This window comes from Pseudomonas sp. H1_A03 (assembly GCF_054685145.1).
Map to the genome: position 1 here is coordinate 2,036,057 of NZ_CP162829.1, position 16,788 is coordinate 2,052,844.

At 61.1% G+C, this 16,788-nt stretch carries 18 protein-coding genes; 5 read left to right on the forward strand and 13 right to left on the reverse strand.

Annotation, left to right across the window (positions count from 1 at the left end; translation table 11 throughout):
* Positions 1-102 precede the first annotated feature (102 nt).
* From cueR to AB4O35_RS09270, 3 genes are all read right to left on the reverse strand, one after another.
* Positions 103-504, reverse strand: a complete 402-nt coding sequence (cueR, locus tag AB4O35_RS09260; RefSeq protein ID WP_010213432.1) for a Cu(I)-responsive transcriptional regulator — start codon at positions 502-504, stop codon at positions 103-105.
* Positions 501-2,702, reverse strand: a complete 2,202-nt coding sequence (locus AB4O35_RS09265; RefSeq protein WP_065879952.1) for a heavy metal translocating P-type ATPase — start codon at positions 2,700-2,702, stop codon at positions 501-503. Before AB4O35_RS09265 ends, cueR begins: the two co-directional genes overlap by 4 nt.
* Positions 2,703-2,768: 66 nt before the next feature.
* On the reverse strand, positions 2,769-3,149 hold the full coding sequence (locus AB4O35_RS09270) for a hypothetical protein (protein ID WP_065874255.1): 381 nt from the start codon (positions 3,147-3,149) through the stop codon (positions 2,769-2,771).
* Positions 3,150-3,296: 147 nt separating this feature from the next.
* Between AB4O35_RS09270 and AB4O35_RS09275 the strand changes: the two genes are divergently transcribed.
* Positions 3,297-3,494 carry a heavy-metal-associated domain-containing protein gene (locus tag AB4O35_RS09275; protein ID WP_065874254.1) on the forward strand — a complete coding sequence of 66 codons (198 nt, stop codon included), beginning with the start codon at positions 3,297-3,299 and terminating at the stop codon, positions 3,492-3,494.
* Between the two features lie 85 nt (positions 3,495-3,579).
* Complete coding sequence (locus AB4O35_RS09280) at positions 3,580-4,773, forward strand: Bcr/CflA family multidrug efflux MFS transporter (protein WP_065945517.1); 1,194 nt, start codon at positions 3,580-3,582, stop codon at positions 4,771-4,773.
* Positions 4,774-4,781: 8 nt separating this feature from the next.
* On the opposite strand, the gene AB4O35_RS09285 is transcribed toward AB4O35_RS09280, so the two are convergent.
* From AB4O35_RS09285 to AB4O35_RS09295, 3 genes are all read right to left on the reverse strand, one after another.
* Positions 4,782-4,964, reverse strand: a complete 183-nt coding sequence (locus AB4O35_RS09285; protein ID WP_049710180.1) for a hypothetical protein — start codon at positions 4,962-4,964, stop codon at positions 4,782-4,784.
* 145 nt (positions 4,965-5,109) lie between these two features.
* The gene (locus AB4O35_RS09290; RefSeq protein ID WP_065889023.1) at positions 5,110-6,123 is read right to left on the reverse strand and encodes a zinc-binding alcohol dehydrogenase family protein; all 1,014 of its coding nucleotides are present in this window, start codon (positions 6,121-6,123) and stop codon (positions 5,110-5,112) included.
* A gap of 26 nt (positions 6,124-6,149) precedes the next feature.
* On the reverse strand, positions 6,150-6,443 hold the full coding sequence (locus AB4O35_RS09295) for a putative quinol monooxygenase (RefSeq protein ID WP_065874251.1): 294 nt from the start codon (positions 6,441-6,443) through the stop codon (positions 6,150-6,152).
* Positions 6,444-6,561: 118 nt separating this feature from the next.
* Between AB4O35_RS09295 and AB4O35_RS09300 the strand changes: the two genes are divergently transcribed.
* Entirely contained in the window at positions 6,562-7,488 is a 927-nt protein-coding gene (locus AB4O35_RS09300) for a LysR family transcriptional regulator (RefSeq protein ID WP_065879955.1), read from the forward strand.
* Positions 7,489-7,625: 137 nt separating this feature from the next.
* Positions 7,626-8,315 (forward strand): ArsR/SmtB family transcription factor, encoded by a 690-nt coding sequence (locus tag AB4O35_RS09305; RefSeq protein ID WP_065874249.1) that lies wholly within the window; start codon positions 7,626-7,628, stop codon positions 8,313-8,315.
* 154 nt (positions 8,316-8,469) lie between these two features.
* Here the strand turns inward: AB4O35_RS09305 and AB4O35_RS09310 are convergent, their stop codons facing one another.
* Positions 8,470-9,423, reverse strand: coding sequence for an adenosine deaminase (locus AB4O35_RS09310; protein ID WP_065874248.1), 954 nt, complete (start codon positions 9,421-9,423; stop codon positions 8,470-8,472).
* 194 nt (positions 9,424-9,617) lie between these two features.
* Between AB4O35_RS09310 and AB4O35_RS09315 the strand changes: the two genes are divergently transcribed.
* Entirely contained in the window at positions 9,618-10,709 is a 1,092-nt protein-coding gene (locus AB4O35_RS09315; protein WP_065945516.1) for a calcium:cation antiporter, read from the forward strand.
* Positions 10,710-10,754: 45 nt separating this feature from the next.
* Here AB4O35_RS09315 and AB4O35_RS09320 read toward each other — a convergent pair whose 3' ends face one another.
* The 6 genes from AB4O35_RS09320 to AB4O35_RS09345 all read right to left on the reverse strand — a co-directional run bounded on the left by AB4O35_RS09320 (position 10,755) and on the right by AB4O35_RS09345 (position 16,762).
* A complete protein-coding gene (locus tag AB4O35_RS09320; protein WP_065874246.1) occupies positions 10,755-12,113 on the reverse strand; it encodes an 8-oxoguanine deaminase in 1,359 nt (452 codons plus the stop codon).
* Between the two features lie 183 nt (positions 12,114-12,296).
* Positions 12,297-12,983 (reverse strand): SDR family oxidoreductase, encoded by a 687-nt coding sequence (locus AB4O35_RS09325; RefSeq protein WP_065945515.1) that lies wholly within the window; start codon positions 12,981-12,983, stop codon positions 12,297-12,299.
* A gap of 34 nt (positions 12,984-13,017) precedes the next feature.
* The gene (locus AB4O35_RS09330; RefSeq protein WP_065874244.1) at positions 13,018-13,599 is read right to left on the reverse strand and encodes an IMPACT family protein; all 582 of its coding nucleotides are present in this window, start codon (positions 13,597-13,599) and stop codon (positions 13,018-13,020) included.
* A 12-nt stretch (positions 13,600-13,611) separates the two neighbouring features.
* Positions 13,612-14,271, reverse strand: a complete 660-nt coding sequence (locus tag AB4O35_RS09335) for a TetR/AcrR family transcriptional regulator (protein WP_049710168.1) — start codon at positions 14,269-14,271, stop codon at positions 13,612-13,614.
* A gap of 87 nt (positions 14,272-14,358) precedes the next feature.
* On the reverse strand, positions 14,359-15,753 hold the full coding sequence (locus AB4O35_RS09340; RefSeq protein ID WP_065945626.1) for a uracil-xanthine permease family protein: 1,395 nt from the start codon (positions 15,751-15,753) through the stop codon (positions 14,359-14,361).
* A gap of 88 nt (positions 15,754-15,841) precedes the next feature.
* A complete protein-coding gene (locus AB4O35_RS09345) occupies positions 15,842-16,762 on the reverse strand; it encodes a LysR family transcriptional regulator (protein ID WP_065945514.1) in 921 nt (306 codons plus the stop codon).
* Between the last annotated feature and the right edge of the window lie 26 nt (positions 16,763-16,788).

Genomic DNA, 16,788 nt, shown 5'->3' on the forward strand with positions numbered 1-16,788 from the left:
ATAGCATCAACTCGGTGTGACTGACATACCGAGGTGTCTGCATCGCGGGCAAGCCCGGCTCCCACACAAGCCAGCTCCCACAGTTGTTTTGTGTACGCCTAGTCAGGCGCAACAGCTGCCCGATGCCAACTCCTTGAGAATCGGACAATCCGGCCGATGATCGCCCTGACAGTGCTCCACCAGGTCCTGCAATGTATCGCGCAGTTGTCCCAGTTCCAGAATCTTCTGGTTCAACTCTTCGATGTGTTGGCGCGCGAGCGCCTTCACGTCAGCGCTGGCCCGTTGCCGGTCCTGCCACAGGGTGAGCAACTTGCCGACTTCCTCCAATGAAAACCCCAAATCCCGCGAACGCTTGATAAACGCCAGGGTGTGCAAGTCATCCTGGCCGTACACGCGATAGCCACTGTCGGTGCGGTGGGCGGCTTTGAGCAGGCCGATGGATTCGTAATAGCGAATCATCTTGGCGCTGAGCCCGCTCTGGCGTGCGGCTTGGCCGATGTTCATGGGCGTTGATCCTCCAGATCCTTGGGTTTCCAAGTCTTCAACAGTAACGCATTGCTTACCACGCTGACGCTGGACAAGGCCATCGCGGCCCCCGCCAGCACTGGATTGAGCAGGCCAAACGCTGCCAGGGGAATGCCAATTAAGTTATACACAAAGGCCCAAAACAGGTTCTGGCGGATTTTTGCGTAGGTCTTGCGGCTGATCTCCAGCGCGGCCGGCACCAGGCGCGGATCGCCGCGCATCAGGGTGATACCGGCCGCGTGCATGGCCACGTCGGTGCCACCGCCCATGGCGATGCCGATATCGGCGGCGGCCAGGGCCGGGGCGTCGTTGATGCCGTCGCCGACCATCGCGACGACGTCGGTTTTCTTTAGTTCGGCGACGGCGGCGGCTTTGTCGGCGGGCAGCACTTCGGCATGCACATCATCGATGCCCAAGGCCTCGGCGACCACGCGGGCGCTGCCGCGATTGTCACCGGTGAGCAAATGGCTGCTGATGTGCTGGGCCTTGAGTTGCTGCACAGCCTCCAGCGCACCGGGCTTGAGGGTATCGCCAAACGCGAACAGCCCCAGCACACGCGGTTGCGCACCTTGCTCGATCAACCAGGACAAGGTACGCCCCTCGGCTTCCCACGCCTTGGCGGAGTCGGCAAGGTCGCCCATGCGCAAGCCGCTTTCTTCCAGCAGCCGACGATTGCCCAAGGCCAGCGGTTGCCCCTCAAGCGTGCCGGCGATACCGCGCCCGGTCAGGGATTGGCTGGCGCTCACGTCGGTCACGTTCAAGCCTTGTTCATGGCACGCATCCAGCACGGCCTTGGCCAACGGGTGTTCGCTGCCGCGTTGCAACGCGCCGGCTTTTTGCAGCAGCAGCGCTTCATTGCCATCCACTGCCGCCAAGTGGGCGATTTTCGGCGTGCCTGAGGTGAGGGTGCCGGTCTTGTCAAAGACCACGGCGCTGACTTCATGGGCGCGTTCCAGGGCTTCAGCGTCCTTGATCAGGATGCCGTGGCGTGCAGCGACGCCTGTACCGGCCATGATCGCGGTGGGAGTGGCCAGGCCCAGGGCGCACGGGCAGGCGATCACCAGTACCGCTACGGCATTGATGATCGCGGTCTCCAGGGACGCGCCATACAGCCACCAGCCGATCAAGGTGATGGAGGCCAGCACCAGCACGGCAGGGACGAACACCTGGCTGACTTTATCCACCAGTTTCTGGATCGGCGCCTTGGCGGCTTGTGCGTCTTCCACCAGGCGGATGATCCGCGCCAGCACGCTTTCGGCGCCGAGGGCCAGCGTGCGCACCAACAGGCGGCCTTCACCGTTGATGGCGCCGCCGGTGACTTTATCGCCGGTCTGCTTGGGCACCGGCAGGCTTTCGCCGCTGATCAAGGCTTCATCGGCATGGCTTTGACCGTCCACCACTTCGCCGTCCACCGGGAAGCGTTCGCCGGGTTTGACCAGCACCAGGTCATTGAGCTTCAAAGCGCTGATGGCGACGTCTTCTTCGCGACCGTCGAGCACTCGAATCGCCCGTTCGGGACGCAGGGCTTCCAGGGCGCGGATGGCGCTGGCGGTCTGGCGTTTGGCACGGCTCTCCAGGTATTTACCCAGCAGCACCAGCGCGATCACCACCGCCGAGGCTTCGAAGTACAGGTGCGGCGCCATGCCTGGGTGGGCCGTGAGCCATTCATAAATGCTCAGGCCGTACCCGGCGCTGGTGCCGATGGCCACCAGCAGGTCCATATTGCCAGCGCCGGCCCGCACGGCTTTCCAGGCGGCGATATAGAAGCGCGCGCCAAAGATGAATTGCACCGGTGTGGCCAGGGCGAACTGCGCCCAGGCGGGCAACATCCAGTGCAGGCCAAAAGGTTCCACCAACATGGGCAGCACCAACGGCAGTGCCAGCAGGATCGCCAGCAGCAACGCCCAACGCTCGCGATGCAGGCGCTGGGCTTGATTGGCTTCGGTGGCCGTTTCGCTTTGGGGCAGGGTGGCGGTGTAGCCGGCCTTGTCGACGGCGGCGATCAGCACGCTGGCGTCCATTTGGCCAAGCACTTCAACATGGGCACGTTCGTTGGCCAGGTTGACGCTGACGCTTTGCACCCCCGGCACTTTGCCCAGCGCGCGCTCGACCCGGCCGGCACAGCTGGCGCAGGTCATGCCGCTGATGGGCAGGTCAAAGGTGGTGGATCCATTCATGGGGCAGTCCTCCAGGAGAAGTTGCCCCTAGGATCAACCTTGACCTGTGGGGAAGGTCAAGCGCCGTTAATATTCCAGTGCGGCGGGTTTGAGGTACATGCCGTCCGGGCCCTGGGCGATACGCAATTTGCGCACGTCACCGACCTTGAGCGTGATGTTCTGCGCGGGTGGCGCGAGCAGGCCTGGCAGGCAACCTGGGGATTGGCCCGGTAGCAGCTTCAAGCGCAACGACAGGTTGCCCGCCGGCAGGTTGAACGACGTGGCTTGCTCCTGGAACAACCGGCCGGCCAGTTGATCATTCAGGTATAGGCCGATCTCGCAGTTGGTCGGCACTTCCAGGCGTTCCCGGGAAATGATCAGCACCGCATAGTCTTCTGCGGCAACGGCCTGGGGCGCAGCGGCAGACAAGCTCATCAGGCCGGCAAGGGCAAAAAAAGACCAGCGCATGGCGAATGCTCCGTGGTTTGAATCGAAGAGGAATGAAGCTTGGCCTTTGAGGCCGCCAAATACCAGCCCGGCAGAAGTTTTCAGAACTTGACCTTGCCATCGTGGCAAGGTCGAGACTGGGTTCAACCTCATCAAAGGAGTCATGTCATGCAAGTATTCAGCGTTGAAGGAATGACCTGCGGCCATTGCGTTCGAGCGGTGACCCAGGCGCTGCAGAGCCAGGACCCGGCGGCCAGCGTAAAGGTCGACCTGGCGGCAAAGGAGGTCGGCGTCGAGAGCCGCCTGTCTGCCGAACAGGTGATCAGCCTGATCACGGAAGAAGGCTACAGCGCCAAGCTTGCCTGACGGGTAAAAATAGTTAGCGAGCTATCGTGTTCAATGCGCCCAAGCGCGGCTAGACTGTTGGGCTGCCGTTTGACTTGGGTGCCCGATGAACCTTCGCATAATCCTGATTCTGGGCGCCTTGAGCGCCTTCGCTCCGTTGGCGATCGATTTTTACCTGCCGGGCTTCCCGGCAATGGCCAAGGCCTTTGCCACCGATGAAAAACACATCCAGCTGACCCTGGCGGTGTACTTCGCTGGCCTGGCCATCGGCCAGTTGATCTATGGCCCACTCGCGGACCGCTTTGGTCGACGCGGCCCGCTGCTCAGTGGTGTCACTCTGTTTACGCTGGCCTCCTTTGCCTGCGCCTTCGCGCCGTCCCTGGAATGGCTGATCGGCGCGCGTTTCGTGCAGGCCCTCGGTGGCTGCGCCGGCATGGTGATTTCCCGCGCGGTGGTCAGCGACAAATGCGATGCGGTGGGCTCGGCCAAAGTGTTTTCCCAATTGATGCTGGTCACCGGCCTGGCGCCGATCCTCGCGCCGCTGGCTGGCGGGGTGATGGTGGGATTATGGGGCTGGCAGTCGATTTTCCTGGCGCTGTCGATATTCAGCGTGATGGCGGCAATCGCCGTGGCGATCGGGCTGCCGGAAACCTTTCCGGCCCATCAGCCGCGCCAGCCGTTGTCCGGGTCGTTACGTCGCTACGGCTCGCTGTTGTCCGATCGGGTTTACCTGGGGTACGCGCTCACTGGCGGTATTTCGATTGCCGGGATGTTTGCCTACATTGCCGGTTCACCGTTCGTGTTTATCCAACTCTACGGCGTGCCAGCCGAGCATTACGGCTGGCTGTTTGGCTCCAATGCCGCAGGCTTTATCCTGGTGGCACAGGTGAATGCGCGGTTGCTGGCCAAGCGTGGCCCGGCGTACCTGCTGTCGCGCAGTGTGTGGGTTTACCTGTTGGCGGCGTTGACGCTGCTCGGCATCGCGGCCTTACGCACCGAAGCGCTGTGGCCGTTGCTGGTGCCGCTGTTTATCTGCATCGCGAGCCTGGGCTGCATTTTGCCCAATACCTCGGCGTGTGCCATGAGCGGGCAGGGTGCACGCGCCGGTAGCGCGTCGGCGCTGCTCGGGTGCATTCAGTTTGGCGTGGCGGCGGGCGCTGCTTCATTAGTGGGTGTGCTGCACGACGGCACGGCGATGCCGATGGCCATCGTCATCAGCCTGTGCGGTGTATTGGCGGTAACGATTGCGATGTCGACCCAGCGCCTGCAACGGGCGAGGGCCGAGCAGGCGCAGGGCTGAAGCGCGGATCAGCCAGCGGCGGAGCGTTGCTGGCTGTTCGGAAAGCGGTGGGGGGCTTGGATACGGGCTTGCAGGGTGTCGGCAAAGGCACGGGCTTCGGCCTCGGTGCGGAAGGTGAACGCGTCGCCGTCGAGACGAACCTGCCATTTATTGCCTGCGGATTTTGCTAACGCTTTTATCAGGATCTTCATTGCTGACTTCCTCACGTAAAAGAATCGTGGCAAAGGCGGCCAATATAAACCCGAATACGCTCACACATATGACAAAGATCAACTCTCAGACTAGCGGTGTCGTCCATTACTCACAGGAATAATGGACAACACTGACAGACGTTTTTCAGAACCCTTCCAGCACGATCTTGCCCTTGGCCTTGCCGCTTTCCAGCAGCGCATGGGCACGCCGCAGGTTCGCCGCATTAATCACACCGAAGTGCTCACCCACTGTGGTTTTCAGGGTGCCTGCGTCGATCAGTTCGGCCACGCGATTGAGCAGGTTGTGCTGTTCGATCATGTCCGGGGTTTCGAACATCGAGCGCGTGTACATGAACTCCCAATGCAGTGACAGGCTCTTGCGCTTGAGCTTACTGACGTCCAGTGCCTTGGGATCGTCGATCAGCGCGAGCTTGCCCTGGGGTTGCAGGGCTTCGACCAGTTGGTCCAGGTGATGGTCGGTCTGGGTCAGGCTGGCGACGTGGGTCACTTGCGCGTGGCCGGCTGCTTTCAGCGCTTCGCTCAGCGGTTGGCTGTGATCGATCACCAGGTCGGCGCCGAGGGCCTTGGCCCATTCCTGGGTTTCCGGGCGCGAAGCGGTGCCGATCACTTTCAAGGCGGTGAGCTGGCTGGCCAACTGGGTCAGGATCGATCCTACGCCACCCGCGGCGCCGACGATCAGCAGGCTCTGGCCTTCATCCTGTTTGCCTTCACGCACTTGCAGGCGTTCGAACAGCAGTTCCCAGGCGGTGATGGCGGTCAGTGGCAGGGCGGCAGCGTCGGCAAAACCCAGGCTTTTCGGCATGTGCCCGACGATGCGTTCGTCCACGGTGTGCAATTCGCTGTTGCCCCCCGGGCGTACCAGAGAGCCGGCGTAGAACACCTTGTCACCGGCCTTGAACAGCGTCACTTCGCTGCCGACAGCCTTGACCACGCCAGCCACGTCCCAGCCCAGCACCTTGGCGGCGCCGTTTTCCGGGGCGACGTTCTGGCGCACTTTGGTGTCCACCGGGTTGACCGAGATGGCTTTGACTTCCACCAGCAGGTCACGCGGGCCGGCGACGGGCGCTGGCAACTCAATGTCTTGCAGGGCGTTCGGGTCGTTGATCGGCAGCGAGGCGTAGTAGGCAATGGCTTTCATGATGGCTCCAGGAAAAGGGCGGGTGATCAGGCAAGAAACTTCAGGCGCTTGAGGTCGAAGTGTTCGATCACATCAGCGGCCTTGGCGCGAAAGCTCTGGATGTGCGCGCTCTGGTCGTGGTCGGCCAGTGCTGCGTCGTCGCTCCAGCGTTCGAGCATGTAGAAGGTTTCGGGGTGTTGCAGGTCCTGGTGCAGGTCGTACTGCTCACAACCGGCCTCAAGGCGGGTGGGTTCCAGCAGGCCGCGCAGCAAGGTTTCCAAGGTGGCCTGCTGGCCGGGTTTGGCGATCAGCGTGGCGATGACGTTAAAGGCAGTGGACATATTCAACTCCAGATACGTAATGAACGGGATGCACGGATGATTGGCTATTTCCCCAGGAGATAAAAGCCGCTAAAACAAAGGTCTGTTTCAACCAAATTTTGATAATGAGCGGGAATGCATGCTGCGTTTTGATGATTTGCAGTTGTTTGTGCGTGCGGCGGACCTGGGTAGCCTGTCCGCTGCCGCACGGGTGATGGACCTGTCGCCTGCGGTAGCCAGTGCCGCGCTCAAGCGCATCGAACAGCAACTGGGCACGCGCTTGCTGGCGCGCTCTACCCGCAGCCTGCGCTTGACGGCTGAAGGCGACGGTTTCCTGGAATATGCTCGCGCCGCGTTGAGCTCGCTGGATGAAGGGCGGCGCTTATTGGCCAGCGGCCAGGACCATGTCAGTGGCGTGCTCCAGCTGTCGGCGCCTTCCGATTTCGGGCGTAACCAATTGCTGCCGTGGCTGGATGAATTCCAGCATGAGCACCCGCAACTGAGCGTGCGCCTGTTGTTGGGTGATCGAATTGCCGACTTGTTCCGCCAGCCGGTGGACATCGCCCTACGCTACGGTGAACCCGAGGATTCCAGCCTCGTCGCGCTCCCCGTCGCGCCGGAAAACGTTCGCGTGTTATGCGCTTCCCCCAGCTATCTCACGCGGTTTGGCGAGCCTCGGCAGTTGGATCAACTGGCCCAGCACAATTGCCTGCTGTACATGCTCGGTAGCCGGGTCCACGACCACTGGACTTTTCACGACGGTAAACGCGACGTCAGCCTGACCGTCTCCGGCGACCGTTTCAGTGACGATGCCGACGTAGTCCGCCGCTGGGCGGTGGCGGGTGTAGGCATTGCCTACAAGTCCTGGCTGGATGTGAGTACTGACGTGCTGGCCGGGCGCCTGCGCTTGATCCTGCCTGAGCTGCGCGGTGAGCGTACGCCACTCAATCTGCTGTGTGCTCATCGCGCGCAACTGAGCAAACCCATCAACCTGTTGCGGGAAATGCTCGTGTCCCGTTGTGCGATGTTGACTGCCCAATTACCGGAGCCATTGAGCGCGACGTAACGGCCTCCATCAAAGCAGGAAATTTCACTCAGATACCGTCCCTATCTACGCTGTCAGACGCCGTGGAACCGGCGATTTACGGCCCTATACTTTGGCGCCAACCTCAGTAGAAAAATAAATCGACAGGGAGTGAAAAGATGGAAGTGGCACCTTGCATCAGTCAGATCGCCAGCTTGCTCGCCGAGCCCAAACGCACCGCCATGCTGTGGGCCTTGATGGATGGCTCGGCCAAATCGCCGGTTGAGTTGGCAACGCTCGCCGGGTTGTCTCCGACATCCGCCAATGCGCACTTGGCGCGAATGACCGCAGGTGGTTTGCTGCGGGTTGAGGCCCGGCGTGGCAAGCGTTTGTTTCGTGTTGCGGCACCTGATGTCAGCGCTGCCATCGATGCCTTGGCCAGAACCACCATGGCGTGTGTTGCACGCAGCGCGCCGGGCGTAACAGCGGCGGCCCTGGTTGCACCGCCGCTGTTACGCCATGCCCGGTTGTGCCACGGCCACCTCGGCGGGGAGCTGGGGGCGCAGTTGTATCAACATCTGTTGGAGGCGGGGTGGATCGAGCGCTATGAGTTGCGTACCGACATTACGGTCAAAGGCGCGCAGCACTTGGCCGGCCTGGGTATTTTCATTCAGGCATTGGCATCGCCGCTGGTGTGTAGCTGTTTTGACTGGAGCCAGCAGCAACCGCACCTGGGCGGTGCGTTGGGGGCAGGGTTGTTGCAACTGTTTTTGCAGTCGAACTGGATCAGTGTGATCAACGAGTCGCAGGCCTTGCAGGTGCACGCTATCGGGCAGCGGGAAATCGCCCGATTCACCCTGGCTGGGTGAGGTGGTGATGTGAGAACGATGAGTTCAATGTGGGAGCCGGGCTTGTCGAACCGTCGAACCGCCGCGATAGCGGTGTGCCAGGCAATAAATTGCTCACTGATACACCTCTATCGCAGGCAAGCCAGCTCCCACATGTTGGACTGCGTTCAGTCAATTATGGCTTGACCAGTCTGGCATCCAGGCTGTTTTGCGCCAGGCGCTTGGCCTGGTCCTGGGTCATGCCCAGCGAGGTGTACAGCGCGTGGAAGTTCTCGGTGACATAGCCGCCGAAGTACGCCGGGTCATCCGAATTCACCGTCACCTTCACGCCACGCTCGAGCATGTCGAGGATGTTGTGTTGGGCCATGTCGTCGAACACACACAGTTTGGTGTTGGACAATGGGCACACGGTCAGCGGGATCTGCTCGTCGATGATGCGCTGCATCAAGCGCTCGTCTTCGATAGCGCGCACGCCATGGTCGATACGCTCGATCTTCAACAGGTCGAGGGCTTCCCAGATGTATTCGGGCGGGCCTTCTTCACCGGCGTGGGCCACGGTGAGGAAGCCTTCGTGACGGGCGCGGTCGAACACGCGCTGGAACTTGCTCGGCGGGTGACCCATTTCCGAACTGTCCAGGCCCACGGCCACAAACGCGTCACGGAACGGCAAGGCCTGGTCCAGGGTTTTCTCGGCTTCGGCTTCGCTCAAGTGGCGCAGGAAGCTGAGGATCAAACCGCTGGTGATGCCCAGTTGTTGCTCGCCATCTTTAAGGGCAGCGGCGATGCCGTTGAGCACCACTTCGAACGGCACGCCACGGTCGGTGTGGGTCTGCGGGTCGAAGAAGGGTTCGGTGTGGATCACGTTCTGCGCTTTGCAGCGCAGCAGGTAGGCCCAGGTCAGGTCGTAGAAATCCTGGGAGGTGCGCAGCACATCGGCGCCCTTGTAGTACAGGTCAAGAAACTCTTGCAGGTTGTTGAACGCGTAGGCCTTGCGCAGGGTGTCGACGTCGTTCCACGGCAGAGCAATCTTGTTGCGCTCGGCCAGGGCGAACAGCAACTCAGGCTCCAGCGAGCCCTCCAGATGCAGGTGCAATTCAGCCTTGGGCAGGGCGTTGAGCCAATCGTACATTTTCTAAATTCTCATCAGGTGCAATGGCGGCATTCTACAGGCCATGGCTGAAATAATCGGTAAAACCTGACCAGCAGGAGAGTTTTGGCTTTATTCATGCAAGAACCCTCTCAATTAAGATGTAACGAAACGTTAGCGACATCGCGCAGTCTGTACCCCATCAATGACAGATTTGCGGTACTAAAAGGCCCGAAATGCTCACCTCACTCAAGCAAGAAAAATTCATGCTGCTGGCGCTGATTGCCGCCATCTCCGCCTACCCGCTGGAGCACTGGATGCTGCACAGCGGACAAATGGTGGCGCTGCTGGCTGGCGCGGCACTCATTGGCTTTATTGTGATGGCGTCGATGCGCGTTGCCCATCACGCCGAGCAACTCGCGGAAAAAGTCGGCGACCCCTACGGCACCATGATCCTCACCCTGGCCGCCGTGCTCGTGGAGGTGGTGATCCTGGCGATCATGATGAGCAACGAGCCTTCGCCCACCCTGGTGCGCGACACCATTTACTCGGCGGTGATGCTCGACATCAACGGGATTCTCGGCCTGGCTGCGCTGATGGGCGGTATCAAGCACGGTGAACAGTCCTACAACGACGATTCGGCGCGTACTTACAGCGTGATGATCCTCACCGCCATGGGCGTGTCGATGGTGGTGCCGGAATTCATCCCCGAAGCCGACTGGAAAATTTACTCGGCCTTCACCATTGGCGCGATGGTGGTGTTGTACACCCTGTTCCTGCGCATGCAGGTGGGGCCGCACAGTTATTTCTTCAGCTACAGCTACCCGGAAAAACGCCGCAAGAAGCAGCCGGAAGAACAGGAAGCGCCGTCGGTTAACCTGGCATTTTCCATCGGCACGCTGGTGTTTGGGGTGGTGGTGATCGGTGCATTGGCCGAAGTGATGTCTAAGACCCTGGACCTTGGCCTGGAAGGCACTGGCGCGCCGCCGGTGATCACGGCGATTGTGGTCGCGGCCATTTCGGCAGCGCCGGAAATTTTGACGGCGTTGCGCGCCGCGTTGGCGAACCGCATGCAGTCGGTGGTGAATATTGCGTTGGGTGCTTCGTTGTCGACGGTGATCCTGACGGTGCCGGTGATGGAAGCCATGGCGCTCTACACCGGCCAGCCGTTCCAGATGGCGATGACGCCGGTGCAGACCGTGATGGTGTTGATCACGCTCATTGTGAGCGCGATCAACCTCAACGATGGCGAAACCAATGCCATCGAAGGGATGACGCATTTTGTGTTGTTTGCGACCTTCATTATGTTGTCGTTGTTGGGGTTGTAAGGGTCTTCGGCACACCCCAAAACTAATGTGGGAGCTTTGTTTGGATTAGGTTCCGGCGATCAACTGCCGTGCCGCCTGGGTGTGATCGGCGATCAAGCCTTTCAGGTCCAGGCCTTCCACTTGGCCGTCAATCACACGCCACTTGCCGCCGATCATCACTCGATCCGCCCGATCCGCACCGCACAGCAGCAGTGCCGAGATTGGGTCGTGGCTGCCGGAGAAACGCAGCTCATCCAGCTTGAACAACGCCAGGTCGGCCTGCTTTCCTACCGCCAATTCGCCAATGTCTGTACGCCCGAGCAACTGCGCTGAACCTTTGGTCGCCCAGCCCAGCACGCCTTGCGGGGTGATCTTTTCCGCGCCGTAACGCAAGCGCTGGATGTACAGGGCTTGGCGTGCTTCAAGGATCATGTTTGACGCATCGTTGGAGGCGGAGCCATCCACGCCCAGGCCGATCGGTGCGCCTGCTGCCAGCAGGTCCAGCGTCGGGCAGATGCCGGACGCCAGACGCATGTTCGAGCTTGGGCAGTGGCAGATGCCGGTGCCGGCGGCGCCCAGGCGCGCAATCTCATCCGGGTTGAAGTGAATGCCATGCGCCAGCCAGGTGCGCGGGCCGAGCCAGCCGACGCTGTCCAGATAATCCACGGTGCGCAGGCCGAAGCGTTGCAGGCAGAAGTCTTCTTCGTCGAGGGTTTCCGCCAGGTGGGTGTGCAGGCGTACGTCGAGGCTGTTGGCCAGTTCGGCGCTGGCTTGCATGATTTCCGGGGTGACGGAAAACGGCGAGCAGGGGGCCAGGGCAATCTGGATCTGTGCGCCGTCGCCGCGCTGGTGATAGTCGCGGATCAGGCGTTGGCTGTCTTCAAGGATGACTTGGCCCTGTTGCACGGTCTGCTGCGGAGGCAGGCCGCCATCGGCTTCGCCGAGGCTCATGGAGCCGCGGGTTAGCATGGCGCGCATGCCCAATTCGCGCACGCTTTCAACTTGCACGTCGATCGCGTTTTCCAGGCCGTCAGGGAACAGGTAATGGTGGTCTGCCGCCGTGGTGCAGCCAGAAAGCAGCAACTCCGCGAGTGCCACCTTCGACGCCAGGGCGAGTTTTTCCGGGGTCAGCCGCGCCCAGACCGGGTAGAGGGTTTTCAACCAAGGGAACAATGGCTGATTGACCACCGGCGCCCAGGCGCGGGTCAGGGTTTGATAGAAGTGGTGGTGGGTGTTGATCAGGCCGGGAAGGATCACATGTTCGCGCGCGTCGAAGACATGCCCGCAAGGCACGGCAGGCTCTCTTCCCCAGCCCAGTACTTCGGTGATCACACCGTCTTGCAGCACCAGGCCGCCACGGCCATCGAGACCATTGGCAGTGAAAATCGCGAGGGGGTTTTTTAACCAGATACGGGTCGCAGGCATTGGCCGGCTCCTCTGAATGATGGGTTCAGGTTTGCCAGCTCAGTGTTGCCCTGTCTGCTGATCCAGGGTCGCCGGTGAAGGCGAAGGGGGAGTTTACTTGTAGTCTATGTTCGGGTCTATCTGTAGGAGCGCGGTGCTCTTGAGGTCATCGCGGGCAACCCCGCTCCCACAGAGGATGGGCATTTACCAGGCGATGGTGTCGCCCTTGTAATCGATGAAGTGATGGCCGCCTTTACCGGTGTAGGCGTTCACTTGGTCCACCAGGCCGCGCACGCTGGTGTCGACATCGATGTGCGCATTATCGCCGCCCATGTCGGTCTTCACCCAGCCTGGATGCAGCGACAACACCGTGAGTTTAGGGTCGCCCAGTTGGGTGACAAAACTGTTGGTCATGGAGTTGAGCGCAGCCTTGCTGGCCTTGTACAGCGCCAGGTCCGAGCCGTCGGGGATGGTCACGCTGCCCAGTACCGAACTCATGAAGGCCAGTACGCCGCTGTCCTTGCGGATCTGCCCGACAAAGCGCTGGGCCAGGTTGATCGGCGCCACGGCATTGGTGAAGAACAGTTGGCCGACTTCGGCCAGGGTGGCGTGGCCGGGTTCTTGATTGGCGGGTCCCTTGACGCCGGCGTTGACGAACAGCAGGTCGAAGGTGCGTTCCTTGAGACGCTTGCTCAGGGCGATCACGGCTTGTTGATCGTCCATGTCGAGCTTTTCGATCTGCGTTGGGCCGAGGGCTTTCAGCGCATCGGCATTGCTCGGATCACGCACGGTGGCGGTCACATCCCAGCCGTCCTGGATCAGTTGCTTGACCAGGCCAAGGCCCAGCCCGCGCGATGCGCCGATGATCAATGCGGTTTTTGGCGTAGGCATGAAAAGCTTCCTTTAGCGTTGCGGTTCAGGGCGTTCAGCGTTGTAGCAGGATACGCCCACGGCTGAGGTCGGCGAGTTGAATTTGCAGGGTGTCGATATGCGCTTCGCCCACCGCCAGTTGTAGTTCGACGCCGTTGGCGGTGAAGGTTTCTTCCACCACCAGCCCGCCCAGTTCAGCCACGCGCAGTTTCACCAGGTTGAGCTCGGCGAACCCGCAAGCGCAACTTAAGGGCACACGGCTGATCAATTCGATGCGTTCGGCATTCTGCAGGCATTTATTCGCGCCACCGCCGTACGCACGCGCGAGCCCGCCGGTGCCCAGTTGGATGCCGCCGTACCAGCGAATCACCAGCACCGCGACCTGATCAAAACCCTGTGCCTCGATGGCCGCCAGGATCGGCCGCCCGGCTGTGCCGCCGGGTTCGCCATCGTCGTTGCTGCGGTATTGATCGGCGAGTTTCCAGGCCCAGCAATTGTGCGTGGCGTTCAGGTCGCTGTGCTGCTCGAAAAAAGCCTGGGCGTCCTGCGGGCTGGTGATCGGTGCGGCGAGCGTGATGAAGCGGCTTTTGCGTATTTCTTCGCGAAATTCGCAAAGGCCGGTGAGCGTGAAAGGCATAAGTCGCTTCGTTTATTGGACGGGCTTGATGCCACAGCCCTTGAGAATGATGTGGATCAGGTTGGTGCCGGCGTCGTCCATGTCCTGCTTGGTCAGCTTGGTGCGACCGGTGACGCGGCAGATCTGGGTGGCGAAGTCGGCGTAGTGCTGGGTGCTGCCCCACAGCAGGAAGATCAGGTGCACGGGGTCGATGGGGTCCATCTTGCCGGCGTCGATCCAGGCCTGGAACACCGCCGCGCGGCCACTGAACCACGCACGATAGTCCTGGCTGAAATATTCGGTGAGGCATTCGCCGCCGCTGATGATCTCCATGGCGAAGATCCGCGAGGCCTGGGGTTGGCGCCGCGAGAACTCCATCTTGGTGCGAATGTAGCGGGTGAGGGCTACGGCCGGGTCGTCCTCGGCGGTCAGCGCGTTGAAGGTGCTGTCCCACAGTTCGAGGATGTTGCTGAGCACCGCGATGTACAGGCCCAGTTTGTTGGTGAAGTAGTAGTGCAAGTTGGCCTTTGGCAGCCCGGCACTGGCAGCAATCGTATTCATGCTGGTGCCTTTGTAGCCATGGCGCGCGAACTCATCTTCAGCAGCCTGGAGAATCGCTTGTTCGTTCTTTTGCCGAATGCGGCTGGCGGGTTTACCGGCTTGGTTGCTGTGGGCAGGAACTTCGAGGCTCATGGAGGTTTCCGTGCTGATCGATAGAGACGACGTGTGCACAGATAACCCACCCTCAAGCCTCAGACAAGTCCTGATGCAATAAAACTGTCAAAGCGGTTCCAGCGTGTCGCTTTCCGGTGTGTGGTTTGCGGCGACGCGGGTGGGTTTGGCTTCCGGTAATAGCAGGCACAGCACAATGGCAGTCAGGCCGCCGCTGGTGATAGCGGAGTCGAACAGGTTCTGCACCAGCGTCGGCATCAAGTGCAGCAGGTTCGGTTGGGCGGCGATACCCAGGCCCACACCAAACGAGGTGGCGATGATCAGCATGCTGCGTCGGTCCAGCGGTGCCTGAGCAAGGATGCGCACACCGGCGGCGGCCACGCTGCCGAACATCACCAGGGTCGCGCCGCCCAAGACCGGCTTGGGGATTTGCTGCAGGACTGCGCCAATCAATGGAAACAACCCGAGGCAAAACAGCACCACGCCGATATATAAGCCGACGTATCGGCTGGCGACGCCGGTGAGTTGAATCACGCCGTTGTTCTGCGCGAACGTGGTGTTGGGGAAGGCGCTGAAGGTGGCGGCGATCATGCAACTGACACCATCGCCGAGGACGCCACCCTTGAGGCGGCTTATATAAGAAGGGCCGCTGATGGGCTGGCGGGCGATCATGCAGTTGGCGGTGAGGTCACCGACCGTTTCGATGCTGCTGATCAGATAAATCAGCGCGATCGGCAGGAAAGCGCTCCAGTCGAAGTTGAAACCAAAGCGAAACGGAATAGGCAGGCTGACCAGCGGCAGGTCGGGCAGGGCTTGAGGCATGAGTTTGCCGCTGAACCACGCGGCCAGGCTACCGAGGGCCAGGCCGATGATGATTGCCGACAGGCGCACCCAAGGTGTGTTGGAGCGGTTGAGCAGGATGATGGTCAGTACCACGAACACACCCAGCGCCAAGTTGATAGGCGCGCCGAAGTCCGGGGCGTTGAAACCGCCGCCAAGGTCGGTGATGCCGACCTTGATCAAACTGATGCCGATCAACGTGATGACAATTCCAGTCACCAACGGCGTGATGACTCGGCGCAGTTGGCCGATAAAGCGGCTCAGCACGATCTGCACCACGGCGCCGAAAAAGCACACGCCAAAGATCATCGCCATGATGTCTTCCTGGCTGCCGCCACGTTGCTTCACCAAAAAGCCCGCCGACAACACCGCGCCGAGAAACGCAAAGCTGGTGCCTTGCAGGCAGATCATCCCGGCGCCGATACCAAATGGCCTACGTGCCTGGATGAAGGTGCCGACACCGGAGACCATCAACGCCATGCTGATCAAGTAGGGCAAATGGGCGGTGAGGCCCAGGGAGGAGCCGATGATCAGTGGCGGGGTGATGATGCCGACAAAGGCGGCCAGCACATGTTGCAGTGCGGCGAGCAGGGCCGGAGCGGGTTTCGGGCGGTCGTTGAGGCCGTAGATGAGGTCGCTGGAGCTGGAGGGTTCTGGTGGCATGGCGGGCAAACTCGAGTCGGACAGTTCTAGGTCCTGGTGGGCTTGCAAAAAACTGTCCAAGTGCTCAGCTTTTTGCTCGAGGCCCGCGTTAGCGCGTTGCTGCCAGACTTTCCAGGAAGCTTTCCAGCACCAAATGGGGGCGACGGCCCTTACGCGTGACCGATGCGAGGCTCAAATCGTAAAAACGTGTAGCCGGTTTCAGCGGGCGCAGTCGTCCTTGTTGTACCCACAGGCCGGCGTAGTGATCGGGCAGGTAGCCAATATAGCGTCCGGTAAGGATCAGGAACGCCATGCCTTCGCGGTCGGAGGCGCTGGCGGTGCAGTTGAGTGCCTGGTAATGGGCCTGGATCTCGGCGGGCAGGCGGAACGTCGGTGCGATGGCGTCCTGGTCATCGATGCGAGCGTCGTCCAACTGCTTGTCGTCGGCATAGAACAACGGGTGGCCGACCGCGCAGTAGAGCAGCGAACGCTCGCTGTACAGCGGTTGATATTCCAATCCCGACAGGGCGCTTGCCTGGGGCACCACGCCGACATGCAGGCGACCGTCGAGCACGCCTTGTTCGACTTCGTTGGGGGCGATCATGCGGATCTGGATTTGCACATCCGGGCCGCGTTCCTTCAATTGTGCGAGCGCGTGGGTGATGCGCATGTGGGGCAGGGTGACGAGGTTGTCGGTGAGACCGATGATCAGCTCGCCGCGCAGATGCTGGTGCAGGCCGTTGACCTCGGTGCGAAAGCTTTCCAGGGCACTCAAGAGTTGCAGGGCCGATTGGTAGACCTCGCGGCCTTCTTCGGTCAGGGAGAAACCGGCGCGGCCGCGTTGGCACAGCCTTAGCCCGAGGCGTTGCTCAAGATCGCTCATTTGCTGGCTGATGGCCGAACGGCCTATGCCCAGCACGGTTTCTGCCGCTGAAAAACCACCGCACTCCACCACACTGCGAAAAATGCGCAGCAGGCGGATATCGAAGTCGCTGACTTGGGCCAGGGGATCGGGTCGACGGCTGCTCATAGTTTAGTGACGGTCTGACTGAAGGT